The sequence below is a fragment of the Halogeometricum sp. S1BR25-6 genome, from assembly GCF_031624495.1.
GTDB lineage: Archaea > Halobacteriota > Halobacteria > Halobacteriales > Haloferacaceae > Halogeometricum > Halogeometricum salsisoli.
Window position 1 is genome coordinate 863237 of the sequence record NZ_JAMQOP010000002.1, and the last position, 20451, is coordinate 883687.

Annotated in this window: 19 protein-coding genes; 12 read left to right on the forward strand and 7 right to left on the reverse strand. The window is 67.4% G+C overall.

Features of this window, described 5'->3' with window-relative positions:
• Window positions 1-307: 307 nt before the first annotated feature.
• Window positions 308-1891: a heme-binding protein gene (locus NDI76_RS14520; protein ID WP_310924800.1), complete on the reverse strand. Its 1584-nt coding sequence runs from the start codon at window positions 1889-1891 to the stop codon at window positions 308-310.
• 144 nt (window positions 1892-2035) lie between these two features.
• On the opposite strand from NDI76_RS14520, the gene NDI76_RS14525 reads away from it, so the two are divergent.
• Window positions 2036-2557, forward strand: a complete 522-nt coding sequence (locus tag NDI76_RS14525) for a PadR family transcriptional regulator (RefSeq protein WP_310924801.1) — start codon at window positions 2036-2038, stop codon at window positions 2555-2557.
• Between the two features lie 45 nt (window positions 2558-2602).
• Here the strand turns inward: NDI76_RS14525 and NDI76_RS14530 are convergent, their stop codons facing one another.
• Together NDI76_RS14530 and NDI76_RS14535 are read right to left on the reverse strand one after the other, a co-directional pair.
• Entirely contained in the window at window positions 2603-4414 is a 1812-nt protein-coding gene (locus NDI76_RS14530) for a site-2 protease family protein (RefSeq protein WP_310924802.1), read from the reverse strand.
• Window positions 4415-4459: 45 nt separating this feature from the next.
• Window positions 4460-4720, reverse strand: coding sequence for a DLW-39 family protein (locus tag NDI76_RS14535; RefSeq protein ID WP_310924803.1), 261 nt, complete (start codon window positions 4718-4720; stop codon window positions 4460-4462).
• Between the two features lie 184 nt (window positions 4721-4904).
• Between NDI76_RS14535 and NDI76_RS14540 the strand changes: the two genes are divergently transcribed.
• On the forward strand, window positions 4905-5441 hold the full coding sequence (locus NDI76_RS14540) for an LURP-one-related family protein (protein WP_310924804.1): 537 nt from the start codon (window positions 4905-4907) through the stop codon (window positions 5439-5441).
• A gap of 23 nt (window positions 5442-5464) precedes the next feature.
• Here the strand turns inward: NDI76_RS14540 and lysS are convergent, their stop codons facing one another.
• Window positions 5465-7147, reverse strand: a complete 1683-nt coding sequence (gene lysS / locus NDI76_RS14545; protein ID WP_310924805.1) for a lysine--tRNA ligase — start codon at window positions 7145-7147, stop codon at window positions 5465-5467.
• A 4-nt stretch (window positions 7148-7151) separates the two neighbouring features.
• Entirely contained in the window at window positions 7152-7871 is a 720-nt protein-coding gene (gene pyrH, locus NDI76_RS14550) for a UMP kinase (protein ID WP_310924806.1), read from the reverse strand.
• Window positions 7872-8017: 146 nt separating this feature from the next.
• Here pyrH and NDI76_RS14555 point away from each other — a divergent pair, with 146 nt between their 5' ends.
• From NDI76_RS14555 to NDI76_RS14565, 3 genes are all read left to right on the forward strand, one after another.
• Window positions 8018-8797, forward strand: a complete 780-nt coding sequence (locus NDI76_RS14555) for a molybdopterin synthase (protein WP_310924807.1) — start codon at window positions 8018-8020, stop codon at window positions 8795-8797.
• A 317-nt stretch (window positions 8798-9114) separates the two neighbouring features.
• On the forward strand, window positions 9115-9372 hold the full coding sequence (locus NDI76_RS14560) for a DUF7123 family protein (RefSeq protein WP_310924808.1): 258 nt from the start codon (window positions 9115-9117) through the stop codon (window positions 9370-9372).
• A gap of 206 nt (window positions 9373-9578) precedes the next feature.
• Window positions 9579-10718 carry a site-2 protease family protein gene (locus NDI76_RS14565; RefSeq protein WP_310924809.1) on the forward strand — a complete coding sequence of 380 codons (1140 nt, stop codon included), beginning with the start codon at window positions 9579-9581 and terminating at the stop codon, window positions 10716-10718.
• A gap of 11 nt (window positions 10719-10729) precedes the next feature.
• Here NDI76_RS14565 and thiL read toward each other — a convergent pair whose 3' ends face one another.
• Entirely contained in the window at window positions 10730-11608 is an 879-nt protein-coding gene (gene thiL, locus NDI76_RS14570) for a thiamine-phosphate kinase (protein WP_310924810.1), read from the reverse strand.
• A gap of 118 nt (window positions 11609-11726) precedes the next feature.
• Here thiL and NDI76_RS14575 point away from each other — a divergent pair, with 118 nt between their 5' ends.
• The 7 genes from NDI76_RS14575 (at window position 11727) to NDI76_RS14605 (ending at window position 18816) form a co-directional block, all read left to right on the forward strand.
• Window positions 11727-12761 carry a lysylphosphatidylglycerol synthase transmembrane domain-containing protein gene (locus NDI76_RS14575; protein ID WP_310924811.1) on the forward strand — a complete coding sequence of 345 codons (1035 nt, stop codon included), beginning with the start codon at window positions 11727-11729 and terminating at the stop codon, window positions 12759-12761.
• Between the two features lie 85 nt (window positions 12762-12846).
• Window positions 12847-13302, forward strand: a complete 456-nt coding sequence (locus NDI76_RS14580; protein ID WP_310924812.1) for a 30S ribosomal protein S19e — start codon at window positions 12847-12849, stop codon at window positions 13300-13302.
• 108 nt (window positions 13303-13410) lie between these two features.
• Entirely contained in the window at window positions 13411-13770 is a 360-nt protein-coding gene (locus NDI76_RS14585) for a DNA-binding protein (RefSeq protein WP_310924813.1), read from the forward strand.
• Between the two features lie 5 nt (window positions 13771-13775).
• Window positions 13776-14366, forward strand: coding sequence for a DUF7411 family protein (locus NDI76_RS14590; protein ID WP_310924814.1), 591 nt, complete (start codon window positions 13776-13778; stop codon window positions 14364-14366).
• A gap of 55 nt (window positions 14367-14421) precedes the next feature.
• Window positions 14422-15351 (forward strand): EamA family transporter, encoded by a 930-nt coding sequence (locus NDI76_RS14595; RefSeq protein ID WP_310924815.1) that lies wholly within the window; start codon window positions 14422-14424, stop codon window positions 15349-15351.
• 84 nt (window positions 15352-15435) lie between these two features.
• Window positions 15436-16731, forward strand: coding sequence for a histidine--tRNA ligase (hisS, locus tag NDI76_RS14600; RefSeq protein ID WP_310924816.1), 1296 nt, complete (start codon window positions 15436-15438; stop codon window positions 16729-16731).
• 642 nt (window positions 16732-17373) lie between these two features.
• Entirely contained in the window at window positions 17374-18816 is a 1443-nt protein-coding gene (locus tag NDI76_RS14605; RefSeq protein ID WP_310924817.1) for a sulfatase family protein, read from the forward strand.
• A 30-nt stretch (window positions 18817-18846) separates the two neighbouring features.
• Here the strand turns inward: NDI76_RS14605 and NDI76_RS14610 are convergent, their stop codons facing one another.
• Complete coding sequence (locus NDI76_RS14610) at window positions 18847-20295, reverse strand: sulfatase (protein ID WP_310924818.1); 1449 nt, start codon at window positions 20293-20295, stop codon at window positions 18847-18849.
• Between the last annotated feature and the right edge of the window lie 156 nt (window positions 20296-20451).

Here is a 20451-nt window from a genome sequence, read left to right on the forward strand (position 1 = left end):
CGAGTACGCCTCCCGGCCCTTCGGGGACCGGGGGCGCGAGCGACCAAGCGGTAGGCGCCGCCCGCGGTAGGCATGGGTCGGGCGGTAGGCATCGTCTCGGTGGTAGGCACCGGTCGGACGGTAGGCACGTTCCGTGCGGTCGGCTCGAACCTCGAACATCTCCAGTGTTCCCCCCCGCGGCGGCCACCCGCCGCATCCCCCCTTCTATTCGAACTCACGTCGTCGAGCGAGAGCGGTTCCGGCGCTCTCGGACGAGAGCGAGTCGAAAACGAGTGAAAACCGATTGCGAGCGCCGAGTCGACGCCGACTACGCGAGGAAGACGTGTCGCGGTCGGTCGGCGAGGACGTCGCGGCCCCACTGGACCGTGTCGCGGAAGGCGTCCGACCGGAAGAACCCCATCGCGTCCTCTCGGGAGGTCCACTGACTGGCGATGAACATGTCGTTCTCGTCCTCGACGTTCACCATCAGGTCGGTGTCCTGATGGCCTTCCGTGTCGGCGAGGACGCCCCCGACGGTGTCGAACTTCTCGACGAAGTCGTCCCTGTAGTCGGGTTTGACGGTGTAGAACATCCCCATCGTCCCGAATCCGGACTCCTCGCCCGCGCGGGAGACGATGCCGGGGAGTTCCGAGAGGAACCCGGCGGCCGTCTCGGCGGCCGACTGCGTCTCCCAGATGGAGACGACGGCCGTCCGGCCGCCGTCGCGGGCCTCGTACAGCGCCGTCTTGACGTGCGTGCCGTAGTGGTCGAAGTTGCCGCGCAGACCGTCCACCTCGTCGAACAGGTCGTCGGTGTCCGCCTCGGAGTACAGCACCGTCGCGTACACGTCCTCGCCGTGCGGCTTGCCGGCGTAGATGTTCAGGTCCTCGAGTTCGCCGCGGATGCCGTCGTTGACGGCGTCGGCGTCGGTGTCGGAACTGACGTCCTCGCCGGCCGACTCGCCGTGGGGCGCGTCGCCGTGCACGCCGCCGCCGCCTCCGCCGCCGTGGGCGCCGCCGTGACCGCCGTCGTGCGGGCCGTCGCCGTGCGCGTGCCCGTGGGCCGACCCGTGACCGTGGCCGGGTTCGCCCTCCGCGTGGGCGCCTTCACCGTGCGGGTCGCCTTCCTCGGCCGTCGGGACGGACTCGCCTTCGAGGTACGCGCCGAGGTCGGCGGGCGGGAATCGGCGGCCGACGTAGAACTGGCCGAACTCGCCGTACTTCGAGGACGCCTCGTCGAAGCGCATCTCGTAGACGATGTTCTTTATCTCGGCGGGGTCCTCGGCGAACAGCGTCACGCCCCACTCGTAGTCGTCGAAGCCGACGGAGGAGGCGATGACCTGCTTGATCTTCCCGGCGTACTCCTTCCCGGTGTCGCCGTGTTCGGACATCATCTCCGCGCGCTTCTCGAAGGCGAGGTCGTACCAGTTGTGCGTCTCGCCGCGGCGCTTCGACATCGGGTAGAACGAGACGTACTGGTCCTCGGGAATCTCGGGCGTGAGTTTCCCCTCGATGTAGCGGCGCAGGCCCTCGTCGATGTCGGCCTCTTCCTCCTCGAAGTACTCCCGCGAGACGTACCCCGACACCTCGGTGACGGAGACGTAGGAGGCGGCCTGTTCGGTGTACGACGCCAGCGCGGTTCGCTCGAACTGTCGCTCGGCCCGCGAGAGGTCGTCCAGCGTCGGCCGGAAGTGGACGACGAGGAGGTCCGCCTTGTGGCCGAGGACCGAGAAGACGGCCGAGTCGCCCTCGGCGGCGTCCTCGACGGCCTCGTGCGTGCGGAGGTACTCGACGCCCTCGCCCACGGCGCGGTCCCGTTCTCGTCCGGGCGCGTCCCGCCACGCGTCCCAATCCACGGTTCGGAAGTCGTGCAGGGCGTACCAACCCTCGTCCGTCGGTGGGGCCTCTGGCATGCGTTAGGCTAGGAGTTTCTCCCGTATGGGAGTTGCGAGTCCGCCCGACGTGCGAGGCGCGCACCCGTCCGAAACCTGACACCGATTCGGAAATTTCACTCGTGACCGAAACCCTTTCACAGAGCGACTCGGAACTGACACCTAATGCGGAAGAGTGGCCCTCCGAAGGGACTTATCTCGTACCTCGTGCTCGAACTCCTCGCGGAGAAGCCGCGGTACGGCTACGAGATACTGAAGGAGATAAACGACATCAGCGGCGGCCACTGGGAGCCCTCCTACGGTTCGGTGTACCCCATCCTCTACAAGTTCGAGGACGAGGGGTGGGCCGCCAGAATCGAACGCGAGGAGGAGTCCGACCGGAAGTACTTCGAGCTCACCGACGCCGGCCGTGAGGAACTCGAAGAGAAGCGCCGGGAGTCGGGCGAGAAGGCCGGCGAGTTCGTCGACATCATCCTCGGGTTCTACCACGTCTACGTCGCCTTCGCCACCGACGACCGCTTCGATGTGGCGGCGCCCGAGGGGGCGTGGCGCTTCGACGAGACGGTTAGTTCGTGGGTCATCGAACAACTCATCCGCCACCACGAACGCGATTTCGGGACGTTCGAGCGAATCGAGGCGACGCCCGAAGAGTTCTACGCGGAGCAGGGAATCGAGTTCGAGGAGTGAACCGAGGGGCCCGCGCGAACCTCGCCCGTCGCCCGCCCGACGCGGTCAGTTCAGCATCGTCGGCCCGAACACGAGGAGCACGAGCGACAGCAGCATCGTGACGCCGACGCCGGTGGTGATGGTTCTGACGACGGTGTACGGTTCGGAGACGGGCAGGCGCGAGACGACGGCCTCCGCACTGGTTCTGAGGATGCGTCCGCCGTCCAGCGGGTAGCCGGGGATGCAGTTGAATATCCCGAGTTGGAGGTTGATCCACGCCATCCAGAAGCAGACGTTGGCGAGGAGGAACACGTTCGACCCGAGGAAGCCGAGCGGTCCGGTCACCGAGTAGAAGTTGGTGACGCTGGCCGTGAATCCCGGGAAGTTAGGGATGCCGAGGACGAGCGAGGCCAGCGGCAGGATGAGCGCCACGTACACCGCGCTGAGCGGCGACTCCGCGAGAGCGCCGGAGACGCTCCCGGCGCCGGGGCCGCCGTCGCCGCCGAGGAGGGCGACGTACGTGCCCGCGGGGTACGACTGCGCGCCGAAGTCGGTGAGGAGCAGACCGCTCGTCCCCGGGAAGAGACCGACGCCGAGGAACCCGCCGCCGTCGTTGGGGTTCTCCCCGAGCGTCACCTGATACGTCGACAGTTCGCCGCCGTCGTAGAGTTCGACGGGCACCGTCTCGCCGGGTCGCGTCCCGTCCAAGACGGTGTCCAAGTCGGACGAAGAGGTCACGCGCTCGCCGTCGATGGCGGTGACGATGACGCTCCCGTCCGTCGGTGCGCCGGCGTTCGCCAGCGGTCCGTCCCCGGACACCCGCGTGACGTACGCGCCGACGGGGATGGTGACCGTGCCACGCGAGGTGGTGAGGCTGGCGAACTTGCTCTCGCCGACGGCCTCCGAGAAGCCCGACTGCGTGTGGACGGGCGTGCCGTTCACCTGCGAGACGGTTATCGGCTCCCCGCCGACCGAGAGGTTCGCCGGATTGTCCGCGACGGAACCGGCGACGATGAGCGACCGTTCGACCGACACCGTCCGCATCTCGCGGTCGGCGGCGCTGTCGCCGCCGTTCAGTTCGACCTGCAGGGTGCGCTCGTCCGTCGAGACGAGCGCCGCGTCCAGCGTCGACTCGTTGCTCACGGGCGTCCCGCCGACGCTCGTGATGCGGTCACCCTGTTCGATGCCGGCCGCGGCGGCGGGCGACCCGTCGTAGGAGCCCTGCACCGCCATCCCGGGCGCGACGGCGATGGAGCCGATGACCGGTCCGAACAGGAGGGCGAACGCGACGATGGTAACGGCGAAGTTGTTCGTCACGCCCGCGGCGAACATCCGCGTCTTGCCGCCGCGGTCGGCGTTCCGCTGGCTCTCCTCGTCGGGTTGGACGAACGCGCCGAGGGGGAGCAGCGTGAACAGGAAGAGGCCCATCGACTCGATGTCGATGCCCTCGACGCGGCAGAGGATGCCGTGTCCCCCCTCGTGGACGACGAGTCCGACGAGGAGACCGAGGACGATTTCGGGGGCGACCGAGAGGGGGAGGAAGTCGTTGACGCCGGGGATGACGAGGAAGTTCTGCGGCTGGTTGACCGCCGACGGTTCGGGCGGGTTCTGCAGGATAAACAGCCCCTGCAGGAGCAAGAAGAGGAACATCCCGACCATGATAATGAGGGTGACGCCCAAGCCGAAGTTCGTCCACGCCCGCCAGAAGCGCTTGGGCGTGGCGACCCAGTCGATGAAGTCGCGTCCGCGCTTCGTGTGCACGGTCGTGAACGGGCCTTGGACGCTGACCGAGGAGGGAAGCAGACCGTACCGACGCAGGAGGAGGGCGGCGGCGGAGTACGCCAGGATACCGAGGAGAACCCACACTAGGGTGTTCATCGTCGGAAGAAGGGGGTCAGCGCTGAAAGACGTTCGGGTTGCCCGTCACTCCTCGCTGGATTCGACCGCCTCCGCCGCCTCGTCGTCGAATTCGATCTTCGCGAAGTCCGAGTCGTCTCGCGCCGCGCGGCGACGGCGGTACGCCGCGTAACCGACGCCGGCGACGACTGCGACGACGACGGCCCCGCCGAGCAGTCGGCGTCCGGTCGACGACGACGCTTCGTCCTCGTCGAGTCGCGCGTCGGCGGCGTCTCCGCCCTCTTCGTCGCCCTGTCCGTGCCCCATGTTGAGTTCGATAAGTGCCATGTGTTCGTCCTCCGCGCCGGCGCGGACGGAGAGCCGGAATCGCCCGCTCCCGTCCGAACGCCCGGCACAGGTCAAACCGTACGCGAGAGAGCGTCATAAATCTGCCCGCGTTCGCGTCCGTATCTGCGTCCCCGGTCGCGCCCCCGAAACACTATCCCGCAGAGCGGCGAATCTCCTTCAACAGATGTTCGACGGCGACCACTACGAGGTGCGGCAAAAGATTCGGCTCGGAAACAAGTACCGTATCTACGAGGGCGAGGAGGCGATTCTGGAGTCCGCCCAGAAGAAGTTCCGGCTGAAGGAGGACTTCCGCTTTACCGACCCCGACACGGGCGAGGAGCGGTTCCGCGTGAAGGCCGGGAGCATCCTCGACATCGCGTCGGCGTACGACGTCGTCGACTCGGAGACGGACGAACGAATCGGCTCGGTCAGGCGGAGCGTGATGTCCTTCTTCAAACACGAGTACGAACTGCTCGGTCCGGACGGGGACGTCGTCGCGACGGTGACGGAGGACAGCGCGCTGATGGCGCTGGCGCGTCGACACGTCACGACGCTCATCCCGTTCAACTACGACATCGTCTCGCCCTCCGGCGAGAAACTGGGCGACGTGAGCGAGTCGTTCTCCGTCCGGGACACGTACTCGATAGACGTCACGGGCGACCTCGACCCGCGACTCGCCGTCGTCGGGATGGTCGTCATCGACGCCATCGAGGAGAACTGAGGGGGCTCGGACCTTCGGCTCGGCTACTCCTCGCGCCGGAGTCGCTGCACGACGAACGTGCGGTCGAGGTCGCCGAGGAACTCGCCGAGGCGCGGCCCCTGCGGTTGGTCGAAGAACAGGCGGTAGCCCGCGCCGAACAGGTCGCCCACCTCTAGGTCGTGCCGCTTGGCCGTCTCGTATATCTCCCCCTGAATCTCGTCGCCGCCGTGGCCGGCGTCGACGAAGTCGGCGAGTTCGTCCAGCGCCGCCTCCACGTCCGATTCGAGGTGGACGTCCGGCATCTCGACCTGCAGGCGGTAGTTGTACGCGTTGTCCATCCGCTCGGCCCACGCGCGGGCCTTCTCGACGCGTTCGAGCGCCTCCTCTATCGCCCACTCGGGCGTGTCCTCGGCGAAGTGGCCCTCGTTGCGCGCCATCTCGACGCGCACTTCGCGGTCGTCGGTCATGCCGAGGACGGCCGCGAACGTGTACGGGAGGCGAACGCGCTCCTCGCGCACCTCCTCGACCACGAACGGATAGGCCCGTTCGGCGAACGCGGTGAGGTTCTCGTCGTCGACGTCGCCGAAGTACGCGCGCTCGAAGCGGTCGAAGTCGTCGACGAGTTGGTCTAACCGAGAGAGGTCGAGGTTGCGCGCCTTCCGCGGGTCCAAGGCGAAGAAGTACCGCAGGACTTCGGGTTCCAAGAGCTCCAGAATCTCGGGGACGGTGACGATGTTGCCCGCGGAGGAGGACAGCGCCTCGCCGTTCAGCGTGAACCACTCGTAGGTCATCGGGACGGGCGGGTCGATACCGAGGACGTTACGCGCGATGTCCTCGCCCGAGGGCCACGAGCCCTCGGCGTGGTCCTTGCCGAACGGTTCGAAGTCGACGCCGAGCACCTGCCACTGGCCGGGCCACTCGAAGCGCCACGGGAGCTTCCCCTCTCTGAACGAAGCCGTTCCCTCGTGACCGCACCCGTCGATGGTCTCGTCGCCGACGGTGAGGTCCGTGCAGACGTACTCCACGGTCCGCGAGTCGAGATCTATCTCCGTGACCGTCTCCGTGACCTTCCCGCACTCCTCGCAGACGGGGTTGAACGGGACGTAGTCCTCGTCGACCTTCCGCTGGTACTCGCTCAACACCTCGCGGGCGTTCTCGACGTCCGAGAGCACGCGTTCGACGACGGGGTCGAACGTCCCGTCGGCGTACAGTTCGGTGTTCGATATCATCTCGACGGGGACGCCCAGTCGGTCGGCGTCGGCCTTGAGCAGGTTCGCGAAGTGGGTGGCGTAGGAGTCGGCCTCGCCGAAGGGGTCCGGGATGGCGGTGTAAGGCTTGCCGAGATTGCGCCCAAGGGCACCGGCGTCGACGTCGCCGAGGCCGACGATGTTGCCCTCCGCGTCCGCGAGTTTGCGTGGGAGCTTTCGGAGCGGGTCCTTGTCGTCGCTCGTGAACACCTGTCGGACCTCGTGACCGCGTTCGCGGAGCACCTCGGCGACGAAGTAGCCGCGCATAATCTCGTTGAAGTTGCCGAGGTGGGCGACGCCGGAGGGGGAGACGCCCCCCTTGATGACGATTGGCTCGCCCGGGTCGCGCGCCGCTATCTCGTCGGCGACGCTGTCGGCCCAGAACGCGCGGTGTTCGTCGGTGTCGGTGCCGTCCGCCGCCGCGTCGGGGACGCCGGAGTCGTCCGGCGTGGCGTCGTGGTGCGTGGAGTCGTCGCTCATCGGTTTATCGTTGCGCCCAGTAACTCGGTTCGTCGTCGGTGCCGTCGGGGATGATGTCGGTGCCGGAGTGCTCTCCGCGCATCACCGCGCGTTCGATTCGTTCGGGGTCCGTGCCGTCGAGGACGATAGTGCGCATCCGCGAGCGCTCGATGAGTTTGGCGGCGAGGAGGTCGACCGGGGCGGAGGCGCCGGCGTCGCGGCTCAGCGGCGCGATGACGTCGACGAGTTCGGAGGCCGAGAGTTCGTCGTAGCGCGTCGCGCTCTCGTCGGTACTCGGGTCGGCGTCGAACACGCCGTCCGCGCTGGTCGCGTAGACGAGCAGGTCGGCGTCGACGTACTCCGCGAGGGCGGCGGCGACGGCGTCGGTCGTCTGACCGGGCATGATGCCGCCCATCACGGAGATGTCGCCGCGGCGGATGGCGTCGCCGGCTTCCTCGTAGTCGTGCGCCACCTTCGGGTCCACTTTCGGCCCGAGGGCGGCGATGAGGAGGCGCGCGTTGATGCGCGTCACGTCGATACCGATCTGGTCCAGTTGGACCTCGTTGGCGCCGAGGTTCCGCGCCGCGGTGATGTAGTCGCGGGCGACGCCGCCGCCGCCGACGACGGCTCCCAGTTCGACCCCCTCTCGGGCGAGTCTCTCGATGACCTCGGCGTGACCCTCGACGCGCCGAGCGTCCAAGTCCGGCGCGAGCACGCTACCTCCGATAGAAACGACGACTCTCATTGGACCGTCGTTGCCGCGAATCGGGCTTAAGGGTTGTCAACCGGGACGGTCGGCGGGTCGGACGGGTGTTCGACGAGTGGTAAGTCCTCGGAGGCGACGGGAGCGGAGCCGACAGTGTAAAGCACGTCGCTCACCCCGCTTCGGATATGCACGTACTGGGAGCCGTCGGACCGGAGGCGACGTCGCTCCTCGAACGGGTCGCCCCCCGCCTCGACGGCCGCGTGGCGACGGTCGAATCGGTCGACGAGACCGAGGTGTCGTCCCGTCCGGACGGCGTCGACGACGCTTACGCGCTGGGCGAGGATTCGTGGCGCGCCGCGGGCGCGGACGCTGACCTCGAAGGACTGCTGGACGACCTGTCGGCGCGGCACGATTACGCGCTGCTCTCGGGGTTTCCCGAGGCCGCCGTCCCCACCGTCTCCCTCGGCGGCGCGGACGCGGCGGACGTCGTCCTCGAAGCGTCCGACGCGGACGGGGTCGACGTCGACGCCGTCGTTGACGCCGCGGAGGCGGGCGAACCGCACGTTACACTCTCGACGCTGGTCGAACGGGTCAAGCGGTCGCCGCGCGCGGACCGCGCCGGCGCCATCGCGACGTTCACCGGGCGCGTGCGCGCGAAAGACGCCGAGGACGACGCGCGGACGACCGAGTTGACGTTCGAGAAGTACGAGGGCGTCGCCGAGGAACGGATGCGCGCCATCGAGTCCGAACTCGCCGAACGCGACGGCGTCTACGAGGTGACGATGTTTCACCGCACCGGCGTCGTCGGAGACGGGGAGGACATCGTCTTCGTCGTCGTCCTCGCGGGCCACCGCGGCGAATCGTTCCGCACCGTCGAGGACGGCATCGACCGACTGAAAGACGAGGTGCCCATCTTCAAGAAGGAGACCACCGTCGAGGAGGACTTCTGGGTCCACGACCGGTGACGAAGACCGCGGGCGCGTCTGACTGACGGCGGACGCGCGTCACCCACCGCCCCCCGCCGCATCCGGAAACAAACAATTGTTGCCGGTAGAAAGAGGGTCAGACCGGGCGGCGCCAAAAAATCCGCCCTATTTTGATTCCCATTGTCTTCGTGCGTGATAAAAGGTTAGAGAGGTTCGTAAACCTTCTCGGCTGATTTCGTCACGTTGCGAAACAAACCGTCTACGACGATTTACGGTTGAAATCGGCCGAATTACCCCTAGCGTTCACCGCTTTATATTCTCTCCCGGCGGATTGGAGAAAGTGAGGTGACATAGAGATGAGCGCAACCGCAAACCCCTCCCACGACGCCGCGAACGAACTCTCGAAGGAAGACCGTCTGAAGCAGTATCTCCAAGAGAAGGCACAGGACGGCGAGATGTACTTCAAATCCAAGTTCATCGCGGACGAGGTCGGCCTCTCTCCGAAGGAAATCGGCGCGCTGATGGTGAAACTCACCGACTCCGCGACCGAACTCACCATCGAGAAGTGGTCGTACACGAGTGCGACCACGTGGCGTGTCGCCCCCGCGTCGTAGACGTAGACCCACCGCTCCGCGGACCCGGATAGCAACTGTCGTTCGGTCGACGCTCCATTCGACCCGAACCCGGACCCCGAATCGGCGCTCGAACGCGGCGCCGGCGGCCGCTCCCGTCGCCGACGTCCGACGGTCCCCGACCGTCACCCATTTCCTCCGCATTCCTCCCACGAGGTTTATACGAGAGAGCGACGTACCCCGTTTCGATGGATTCTGGCGATTCGGAGGAACTCCCGCCGGTCGAGGCCCTCCGGTCGGTCTTCGCTCTCCGCGAGACCCGTCGCGACGGGGACCACGTCCTCTTCTACGGCGAGTCGCTGGTGCCCGAACGCATGCTCGTCCGAGAGGTGTGGCCGGCGTTCCGGAACGCGGGGTACGAGGTGCACGTCACCAGCGCGCCGTCGGGTCGCGAGGACGTCGTCGTCGCTCGACCCGTTACGCCCGGCGTCGACGGCGTTCCGTGGAAGAACGTCGCGCTGTTTCTCGCCACCGTCGTCTCGACGATGGTCGTGGGCGCACTCATGTGGTACCATATTCCGCTCTCCGAACTGTGGGCGAACCCCCTCGCCGTCCTCCGGGCGTGGCCGTTCACCGCCGCAGTCCTCGGGGTGCTGACGACGCACGAACTCGGCCACTACGTCGCCAGCCGTTACCACGGCGTCGACGTCTCGCTTCCCTACCTCGTCCCGTTCGTCTTCCCGTTCGGGACGATGGGCGCGATTATCCAGATGCGCGGGCAGATGCCCGACCGAAAGGCGCTGTTCGACATCGGCGTCGCCGGCCCCCTCGCCGGTCTGGTCGCCACAGTCGTCGTCACCGCCGTCGGCCTCTCCCTAGCGCCAATGAGCGTCCCCGAGTCGCTGGTGCGCGAGGGGGGGCGTGTCATCGTCTTCAACAACCCGCCGCTGTTGGACCTCATCGCCGCGGCGCTGAATCGGCCGACCGAGTACACCGACCCAACGGTGGCCGTCCACCCCGTGGTCATCGGCGGGTGGGTCGGGATGTTCTTCACCGTCTTGAACCTCCTACCGGTGGGCCAACTCGACGGCGGACACATCGTCCGCGCGATGTTCGGCGAGGCCCAAGAGCGAATCGCGGCCGTCGTTCCCCTCGTCCTGTTCGGACTCGCCGCCTACCTCCACTACGTCCGCGAGTACACCCTCAACGAGTCGGTCGGTCTGTGGGCGTTCTGGGGACTCCTCTCGGTCGCCATCGCCTACCGCGGCCCGGCGAATCCCGTCGACGACTCGCCCATCGGTCCCCTTCGAATGGCGCTGGGCGTTCTCACGTTCGCGCTCGGCGCGCTCTGCTTTCTGCTCGTTCCCATCGAGATAACGACGCTGTGAGGGAGGGTGGCTCAGTCGTCCGCGTGCGTGTACCCCTCGTCGGGGAGGGGGTCGCCGTCGGCGACGACGCCGTCGTCGGTGACGTCGCCGATAACCGTCAGCGGCACCGAGAGCGCGTCTCTCGCGGCGTCGGCGGCGTCCGCGGGGAGCGTGAACACGAGTTCGAAGTCCTCGCCGAAGTGGGCGGCCATCTCCCGTTCGTCGGCGGCGTCCGCCCCGTACTCGGTCACCGCGTCGTGGACCGGAAGCCGGTCCCACTCGATATCGAACCCGCAGTCGGACGCCTCCGCGAGTTGGTGGAGCGACCGGGCGAGGCCGTCCGAGGAGTCCATCATCGCCGTCGCGTGCGGGCGCAGGGCGACGCCGGCGCCGACGCGCGGGTCGAACCGGAAGAGGTCGTTCGCCCGTTCGTCGTCACCCGCCTCGAAGGCGCGGAGGGCGGCCGCACTTCGACCGAGGGCGCCCGTGACGCAGACGGTCTCGCCCGGCGATGCCCCGGATCGACGGAGGGGGGCGTTCGTCTCGCCGAGGGCGGTGGTGGCGACGGTGAACTCGTCGTGGGTGTCCAAGTCACCGCCGACGTACGCGGCGCCCACGGACTCGCAGACGTCGCGGGCGCCGCCGACGAAGTCGCGCAGTTCGGTCTCGTCGAGCGACGGCGCACCGTAGGCGGCGACGGCAGCCGTCGCGTCGGCGCCCATCGCGGCCACGTCCGACAGCGAGGCGGCGACGGCGCGCCACCCCGCGGTGTAGCGCGTCGTCCCCGCGGGGAAGTCCGTCGACTCGTGGAGCATGTCGGTGGTTACCACCAGTCCGTCCACGACGGCGGCGTCGTCGCCCGCGTCGGGGAGGTCCGCCGCGAGGAGGCGGAGCGCCGAGCGTTCGTCCATGTGCGGTCCTCCGGGCCGACGGACAAAAACGTCGCCGTCGGCGGTAAGTGAGTCAGTGACTCGCACGATAGCGTGCGGTTTCGATGGGTTGATTGCGGCCACCCCCGAGGTTCGGGACATGGCTCGCGAGAACCTCCGCGCCACGATTCTGGGCTTTCTCGGTGCGTTCGCGGTGTTCGCGCTGCTGTTCTACTTCGCGGGCGTCGACGAGTTGGTCGACACCTTACAGATGACCGACTACTCCCTCGTCGCTCTCGTCGTCGTCGCCACGCTGGCGTGGCTGATGGCGTGGAGCCTCGCGCTTCGAACGGTCCTCGACGTCCTCGGCGTCGAACTCTCCCTGCCGAGGTCCTTCTTCGTCTTCTCGGGGGCGATGTTCTCCAACAACATCACCCCGTTCGGGCAGGCCGGCGGAGAACCGGTGACCGCCTACCTCATCTCACGGTCGGCCGACGCCGAGTACGAGACGAGCCTCGCGGCCATCGCCAGCGTGGACACGCTGAACTTCGTCCCCTCCATCACCATCGCCCTCGTCGGCGCGGCCTACTACGCCAGCGAGATAACGCTCGGAACGAACCGGAATCTGCTGCTCGCCCTCGTCGTCGTCGTCGCTCTCGCGGTGGCGGTGCCGGCCGTCGTTTACGCCGCGTGGCAGCGGCGGTACAGGCTCGAATCCCGCGCCGTCTCGGCGTTCACCCCGGCCGTCCGGACGGTGTCGAAGTACGTACCACGGGTCCCAGTGCCGACCGAGGAGGGTATCGAGCGCCGCATTAACGGTTTCTTCCGCGCTATCGAGCGCGTGGCGACGAACCCGCGGGGCCTCGCGTTGGCGCTCGGCGCCTCGACGTTCGGGTGGTTCTGTCAGATGGTCGGTCTGTGGCTCGCCTTCCGCGCCGTCGGAACACCCATCCCGCTGTCCGTCGCGATGCTCGTCGTCCCCATCGGCGCCATCGCGGGCGTGACACCCCTCCCCGGCGGGGCCGGCGGCATCGAAACCGTCCTCGTCGCCCTGCTGCTCGCCGCGCCGCTGCCGGCCGTCACCACGTCCATCGCCGCGGCCGCCGTCGTCGTCTTCCGCGGGGCGGTGTACTGGGTGCCGACGCTGCTCGGCGGCGGCGTGATGGGGTGGGTCAGTTTCCGAGGCTCCTCGTAGCCGCCTCCGACGTGAGACGGTGCCACACCCGCCGTAGCGGCGATACGATGGCTTTAAACGACGCCATCCAGAATATCGACGCAAGATGGTAACCCTCTACGACGTTCCGGCCGACGCTCTCATCGAGGACGTCGCCGAGCGCCTCGAAGACCGCATCGAAGAAGCCGACTGGATGGCCTACGCGAAGGCGGGCCAGACCAAGGAGCTCCCGCCCCAGCAGGAGGACTTCTGGTACGTCCGCGCGGCGTCGCTGCTCCGAAAGGTGGCCATGAACGGACCCGTCGGCGTCGACCGCCTCTCGACGGAGTACGGCGGCCGCAAGCGCGGCTCGAATCGCTACGTCGTCTCGGGCAAGCACGCCGACACCGGCAGCAAGAACATCATCCGCACCATCCTCCAGCAGCTCGAAGAAGAGGGTCTCATCCGCACGGCGCAGGGCGAGGGTCGCCTCGTTACCGACGAGGGCCGCAGCTTCCTCGACAACGCCGCCGCCGACGTGTTCGAGTCGCTCGACCGGCCGGAACTCGAACGCTACGCGTAGAGCTCCGAACGTCGCAGCGCCCGTTTTCCGAATCGCAACGGTCGAGAGCGACGGCGTCATCGCGCCTCGTCCGTAATCGTTTTCAGAAACGCGAGCGAATCTGTACGTATGAGCGGGAATCCCGACGACGAACGGCTGGAGAAGCTCCGAGAAGAGAAGATGCAGGAACTGCAGGAGCAGGCCGAAGGGCAGGGCGGTCAGGGCAACGAGGCCGCCCAGAACGCCGCCCGCGAGCAGGCGGAAGCCCAGCAGGACGCCCTGCTGAAACAGTATCTCACTGACGACGCCCGTCAGCGGCTGAACGCGGTGGAGATGTCGAAACCCGACTTCGCCGAGAAGGTGAAACAGCAGCTCACCGCCCTCGCGCAGAGCGGCCGCATCCAGGACCGCATCGACGAAGAGCAGATGAAGGGGCTGCTGAAAGAGCTCCAGCCGGACTCGAAGAGTTTCAACATCCGGCGGCGATAGGCGGCGTGGACCTCGCGCTCCTCTACAGCGGCGGAAAAGATTCGACGCTGGCCGCCCTCCTGCTCGATTCGTTCTACGACGTGACGCTCGTCACCGCCCGGTTCGGCGTCACGGAAGACTGGATGCACGCGCGGGACGCCGCGGACCGACTCGGTTACGAGTTCGACAGCGTCGAACTGGACCGCGAGGTGGCCGGAGAGGCCGTCGCGCGGATGGTGGAGGACGGCTACCCCCGCAACGGCATCCAGCGCGTCCACGAACACGCCCTCGAACGCGTCGCGGAGTTGGACGTCGTCGCCGTCGCGGACGGAACGCGCCGCGACGACCGGGTGCCGACCGTCTCGCGGGCGCAGGCCCAGAGTCTCGAAGACAGACACGACGTCGACTACCTCGCCCCACTCTCGGGGTTCGGCCGCCGCGCCGTCGATAGACTCGTCGACGCCACCCTCGAAGTGGAAAGCGGCCCCTCCGAGGAGATATCGAAGGGCGACTACGAGGGCGAACTGCGAGCGCTCATCGCCGAGAAACACGGGTGGGAGACCGTCTCAAACGTTTTTCCCGACCACGACCAGACGTACGTCCGCGGGCTGAAGTGAGCCGTCGAAGCGGAAGCCGAACGACTCTTGCACCGGGCGGGGTACCGGCTTCGTAATGGTCGTTCTCGAACCGGGTATCGTCTACTCCGTGGTCGCCGCCTTCGTCTGGGGCGTATACATCTTTCTTCTCAAACGGTACTTCGGCGGCTACCCCGGCCCCGTCGTCACCGTCGTCGTCAACGCGTTCGCCATCCTGTGGTATCTGCCCGTTACCGCGACGCAGACGGACGCCGGGTCGGTGCCGACGCTCGGCGAACTGGGCCTCTTCGGCGTTGGCGTCGTCCTCGGAACGGGGGCGCTCGTCGGCCTCGCGTTCGTCCTGTTCTTGGACGCGTTGGCGGAGGGGGACGTCTCCTACGTCGCCCCCATCAACAAACTCGTCCCCGTCTTCGTCCTCCCCATCGAAATCGTCCTCCTGAACCAGTTTCTCGGACCGCTCCAGATCGCGGGCGTCCTCGTGGCGACGCTGGCGGTCTACGTCGCCAACTACCGGGGCGGGTCGCTCGCGGACCCGCTCAGACGGGCCGCCCACTCCCGCCCCGCGCAACTCGCCCTCGCCAGCGCCGCGCTGTACGCCGCCAGCGACGTCGGAAAGCGGGTCGCGCTCCAGGAACTCGCCATCCCGACGACCGTCTGGGTGCCCGTCCTCTTCGTCACCGCCGGGATAGCCGTCCTCCCGGTGGCCCTCCGGCGGTGGACGAGCGTTCGCGGCGCGCTTCCGCGGTTCGCCGCCGCGGGCGGCGTCGTCGCCCTCGGCGAACACGTCACCTCGACGGCGTTCGCGCTCGTCCCCGCGAGCGTCGCCTCGCCCATCGTCAACACGCAGGCCATCGTCGCCGTGATTCTCGGGGGCGTGCTCCTGCGCGAACGCGACTTCGGCATCCGGCTCGTCGCGGCGGTGCTGGCCGTCGCGGGCGTCTCGCTCATCGCCGTCGGCGGCGACGTCCGCTCCCTCGCCGACGTCGCGGCCGCGCTGCCGTTCTGACGGTCGTCCCGCGGCCGGACGGCGGGCGCCGCATCTGCGCCCGCGTTCAACAGTTTCAAGCGCGAGAGCACCGAATCGCCGCCCATGTACGACCGACTCAAGGGATTTCGCGACTTCTACTCCGAGGAGATGTCCGCTCGACGTGAGGCGTTCGACGCCGTCGAGGACGCCGCGGCGCGCTACGGCTTCCGCGAAATCGGGACGCCGGCGCTCGAACGGACGCAGATGTACGTCGACAAGAGCGGCGAGGAAATCGTCGAGGAACTGTACGCCTTCGAGGACAAAGGTGGAAGAGAAGTGTCGCTGACGCCCGAGTTGACGCCGACGGTGGCCCGGATGGTCGTCGCCAAACAGCAGGAACTCTCGAAGCCCATCAAGTGGGTCTCCACGCGGCCGTTCTGGCGGTTCGAGCAGGTCCAGCAGGGGCGCTTCCGCGAGTTCTACCAGACCAACATCGACGTGTTCGGCTCCTCGGAACCCGAGGCCGACGCCGAGGTGCTTGCCGTCGCCGCCGACGCCCTCACCTCGCTGGGCCTCACGAGCGAGGACTTCGAGTTCCGCGTCTCCCACCGCGACATCCTCGGCGGCCTCCTCGATTCGTTCGACAGCGAGGTCGATTCGAGGGACGCCATCCGCGCCGTCGACAAGCGCGCGAAGGTCGAAGACGAGGAGTACCTCGGTCTGCTCTCGGACGCCGGCCTCTCGTACGACCAGGCGCGGGAGTTCGACGACCTCATCGCCGCGGGCGACCTCGACGAGATAGCCGAGTTCGGCGGCGACGACGTGGCCGACGCCGTCGAGAACCTGCGCGAGGTGCTCGCCGCCGCCGAGGACTTCGGCGCGGGCGAGTTCTGCGAGGTGTCCCTGACGACCGCCCGCGGACTGGACTACTACACGGGCGTCGTCTTCGAGTGCTTCGACTCCACGGGCGACGTCTCGCGCGCGGCGTTCGGCGGCGGCCGCTACGACGACCTCATCGAGGACTTCGGCGGCCAACCGACGCCCGCCGTCGGCGTCGCCCTCGGCGACGCGACACTCCAACTGCTCTGCGAACGCGCGGGCGTCTGGCCCGACGAGGAACTGCGAACCGACTACTACGTGCTCACCGTCGGCGACACGCGTGGCGTCGCCTCCCGCGTCGCCGGCGACCTGCGCGACGGCGGCAACGTCGTCGAGACGGACGTCGCGGGCCGCAGTTTCGGCGCGCAGATGGGCTACGCCGACTCCGTGAACGCCGAGACGGTCGTCATCGTCGGCGAACAGGACTTGGAGAACGACGAGGTGACGGTAAAGGACATGGAGTCGGGCGAGCAGACCACCGCGCCCGTGGACGAGTTCCCCGGCGACCGCGAGCGACCGACGTACGACGACTTCGCCTAAGCGGTCGAGTCGGGGCAGGGGGTGGGCGGCGATAGCCGGATGACCGCCGCGGGCGGGACTGAGAGGGGCGACGGGGCTTTCGAGATGTTCTCGGCAGCTTTCACAGAGACGTCCGTTAGAACCCTCAGTATCCCATAAAGTCGCGTGCGGACTACAGAGAATGCATACGGCAGAGCAGGTGGCTCCTATCGACCGAAGCGAGAACGCAACAACTCAACTCCACCTCGAAAGACGAGCGCATAGCTGACGAGGATACCGAGGAGGTACGAGAAGAGCAGGTACGAATTGGCACCGAGACCGACAGACTCTGAGAACCGAAACAACGCCGGTATCGCGGAGTCTCGGAAGACGAAGAGCGTCGCGAACAGGTAGAAGAGCGTACTCGAAAAGAGAGATGCACTAACGACGAACAGCCCTGTTCGGAGGGAGACTTTGCCGATTCTCCTGATTTCACTCACTGCTCGTGTGAATCCACCACACGCATTTCAGCGTTCTGTCGTGACCGACTTACGACCTCTATTCAGCACCGCAACCAAACCACCAGCAACGAAGCGTTTCAACGGAGCTAAAGAGACCTAGTCAACGATAGCAGCGAGCAACCGGCCGTCAGACATACCACGGACCGGGGATTCGTCACCGAGTATGACCGACACGCGCCCCAACGTGTTGTTCCTCCTCACGGACCAAGAGCGCGCGGACCTCCTCGCCCCGGAGGGCCTCCCCGTCGAGACGCCGAACCTCGACCGACTCCGCGACGAGGGAACGTGGTTCGACCGGGCGTACACGCCGGTGGGCATCTGTACCAGCGCGCGGGCGTCGCTCCTGACCGGACTGTACCCGCACGCGCACGGGATGCTGAACAACAGCCACGAAGCGGACGCGATTCGGACGGACCTGCCCGAAGGGATGCCCACGTTCGGCGAGCGACTCGCCGAGGCGGGCTACGAGAACACGTACGCGGGCAAGTGGCACGTCGGGCAGACGCGCGGTCCGGAGTCGTTCGGGTTCGAGTACTTCGGCGGGAGCGACGACCACCACGACGACTTGGACGTGCGCTACAAGCGCTACAAGGAGTCGCTCGACGTCGAGGAGGAGACGGTCGAAGACGCCGTGTACGCCGACGACGGCGAGGGCGGGATGCTCGTCTCGGGCACCTCGTCGCTCCCGCCGGAGGCGACGCGGACGTACTTCCTCGCGGAGTTGACGATAGAGGCCATCGAGCGGCGGGCTGAGGGGGAGGAGGGCGAGGACGCGGACGCCCCGTTCTTCCACCGAACGGACTTCCTCGGACCGCACCACCCCTACGTCGTCCCCGAGCCGTACGCCTCGATGTACGACCCCGAGGAAATCGAGCCGTGGCCCTCCTACGCCGAGACGTTCGAGGGGAAACCACGGGTGCACGAGCAGTACACCCGCTACCGCGGCGTCGACGACTTCGACTGGGAGACGTGGTCGGAACTGGTGGCCAACTACTTCGGCTTCGTGACGTTCATCGACGACCAAGTGGGACGGATACTCGACGCCCTCGCGGAGTACGAACTCGACGAGGAGACAGTCGTCGTCCACGCCGCCGACCACGGCGACTTCACCGGGTCGCACCGCCAGTTCAACAAGGGACCGCTGATGTACGAGCAGACCTACCGGATTCCGCTCGTCGTTCGCGACCCGACGCGCGAGACGGTCGACGAGAGCGACGCGTTCGTCCGCCTGCACGACCTGATGCCGACGTTCCTCGACTGGGGGGACGCCGAGGTGCCCGACGGACTCCACGCCCGAAGTCTGCTCCCCCTCCTCGTCGGCGACGACACCGACGACTGGCCCGACGCCGTCTACGCGCAGTACCACGGCGACGAGTTCGGACTCTACTCCCAGCGGATGCTTCGAACGGAGCGCTACAAGTTTGTCTACAACGGCCCGGACACGAACGAACTGTACGACCTGCGCGAGGACCCGCACGAACTCCGGAACCTCGCGGACCACCCGCACTACGAGGACGCGAAAGCGGAGTTACAGGAGGCGCTGGTCGAACGGATGAACGAGGTGGACGACCCGCTTCGAAAGTGGGTGCCGAAGTCGTTCCGCTGAGCGGCGGAAAGGAAAGCGAAGCGGAGAGCGTTACATGTAGCCGAGGTCCGAGAGTCGCTCGCGCGTCGAGTCGTTCATCGACACCTCGCCGCTCTTCTCGGCGTGGTCGAACGAGTCGTGCCACTGGTCGAGACGGTCCGAGAGCAGTCGGGTCCGCTCCTCGTTGCCCGACACGCGGTTCCACGTCTCGTCGGGGTCGCGGTCGACGCGGTAGAACCACTCGTCGCCGTCGGAGGCGCGCACGTATTTCTCCTCGTCCGTCCGAACCGAGCGGAGCGACCGGTCGAACTCGCGGACGCGATCAGGCACCTCGCCGAACCGCGCTTCGAGTTGCTCCGGGGACGGTTGCGGGGCGACGTACTCCGCGAAGACGGCGTCCCGCGGGTCCGAGTCGGCGTCCGGATGGAGCGACCGGGCGTGCATCTGCCGGCGGAACTCGGGAGCATCCACGTCCGCGGCGTCGAGGAGTGTCGGCGCGGCGTCGAGCGTCTGGACGAGGCCGTCGCGTCGCCCCTCCTCGAACGGCCCGCCGTGGAACACCATCGGGACGTGCAGGAGCGAGTCGTACAGATTGTACTGGTGGCCGAAGAAGCCGTGATGGCCGACGTTCTCGCCGTGGTCGCTGAGCACGACGAGTATCGTGTCCTCCCACTCGCCGGCGGAGGTGAGAGCGTCGCGCACCCGGGCGAGGTGGTCGTCGGTGTACGCGAGGGCGCCGCGATAGAGCGCGTGGAGTATCTCGAACTCGCGGTCGTTGAGTCGGTACTCGCCCACGTCGTACGCGCGCGGGTCCTGCCGGAGCGTCATCGCCTCGTCGTACGAGACGTCCGGCGGGAGGTACTGCTCGGCGTACTCGCGCGGCGGGCGGTACTCGACGTGCGGTTCGACGTAGTTCAAAAAGAGGAAGAACGGCGACTCCGCGTCCCGGTCGCCGAGCCACGATTCGACCCACGAAGTGGCGCGTTCGGCGCCGTCGCCGTCGGCCAACTCGTCGTAGACGAGATTCGCCGCGTTGACCAGCGGGTTGCCGTCGAACAGGCGGTCGCTCGCGGCGCGGAGTTTCGCCATCGGGTGCTCCGCGCGGGTGACCGTTCCGAGGTCGGTGTCCGACTGGACGTACTGCCAGCCCTTCCGGAGGGTGTCGAATCCGCGGTGGAAGCCGAACTCCTCGGTGACCCAGGTGTTGTTCGAGACGCCGACCGTCTCGTAGCCGTCGTCGGAGAACACTTCCGCCAGCGTGCGCAGGTCGTCGTCGAGGTAGGTGTGGTCGCCGTGCGCGCCGTGCTGAGAGGGGTAGGTGCCGGTGAACAGCGAGGCGTGCGACGGGAGGGTCCACGGCGCCGCGGAGAAGGCGTTCGTGAACTCCGTCCCGGACGCCGCGATGTCCCCGAGCGTCGACATCGGCGAGGAGGACGCAGGCACCGTGTCGCGACCGCGGACGGTGTCGACGACGGTGACGACGACGTTGGGGCGGGTCATCCGCCGCGCCGCTCCCCTCGACCCCTCGACCCGGTCGACGGGGCGCGGCCGAGATGTAACTTTCGCGTTGTCATGATAGGAAAATTACCTCAAACGGGTTTCGTTCTTCGGGCTGTATATACAGCGACGGCGTCGAAATCGTGGCCGATAAGGCCG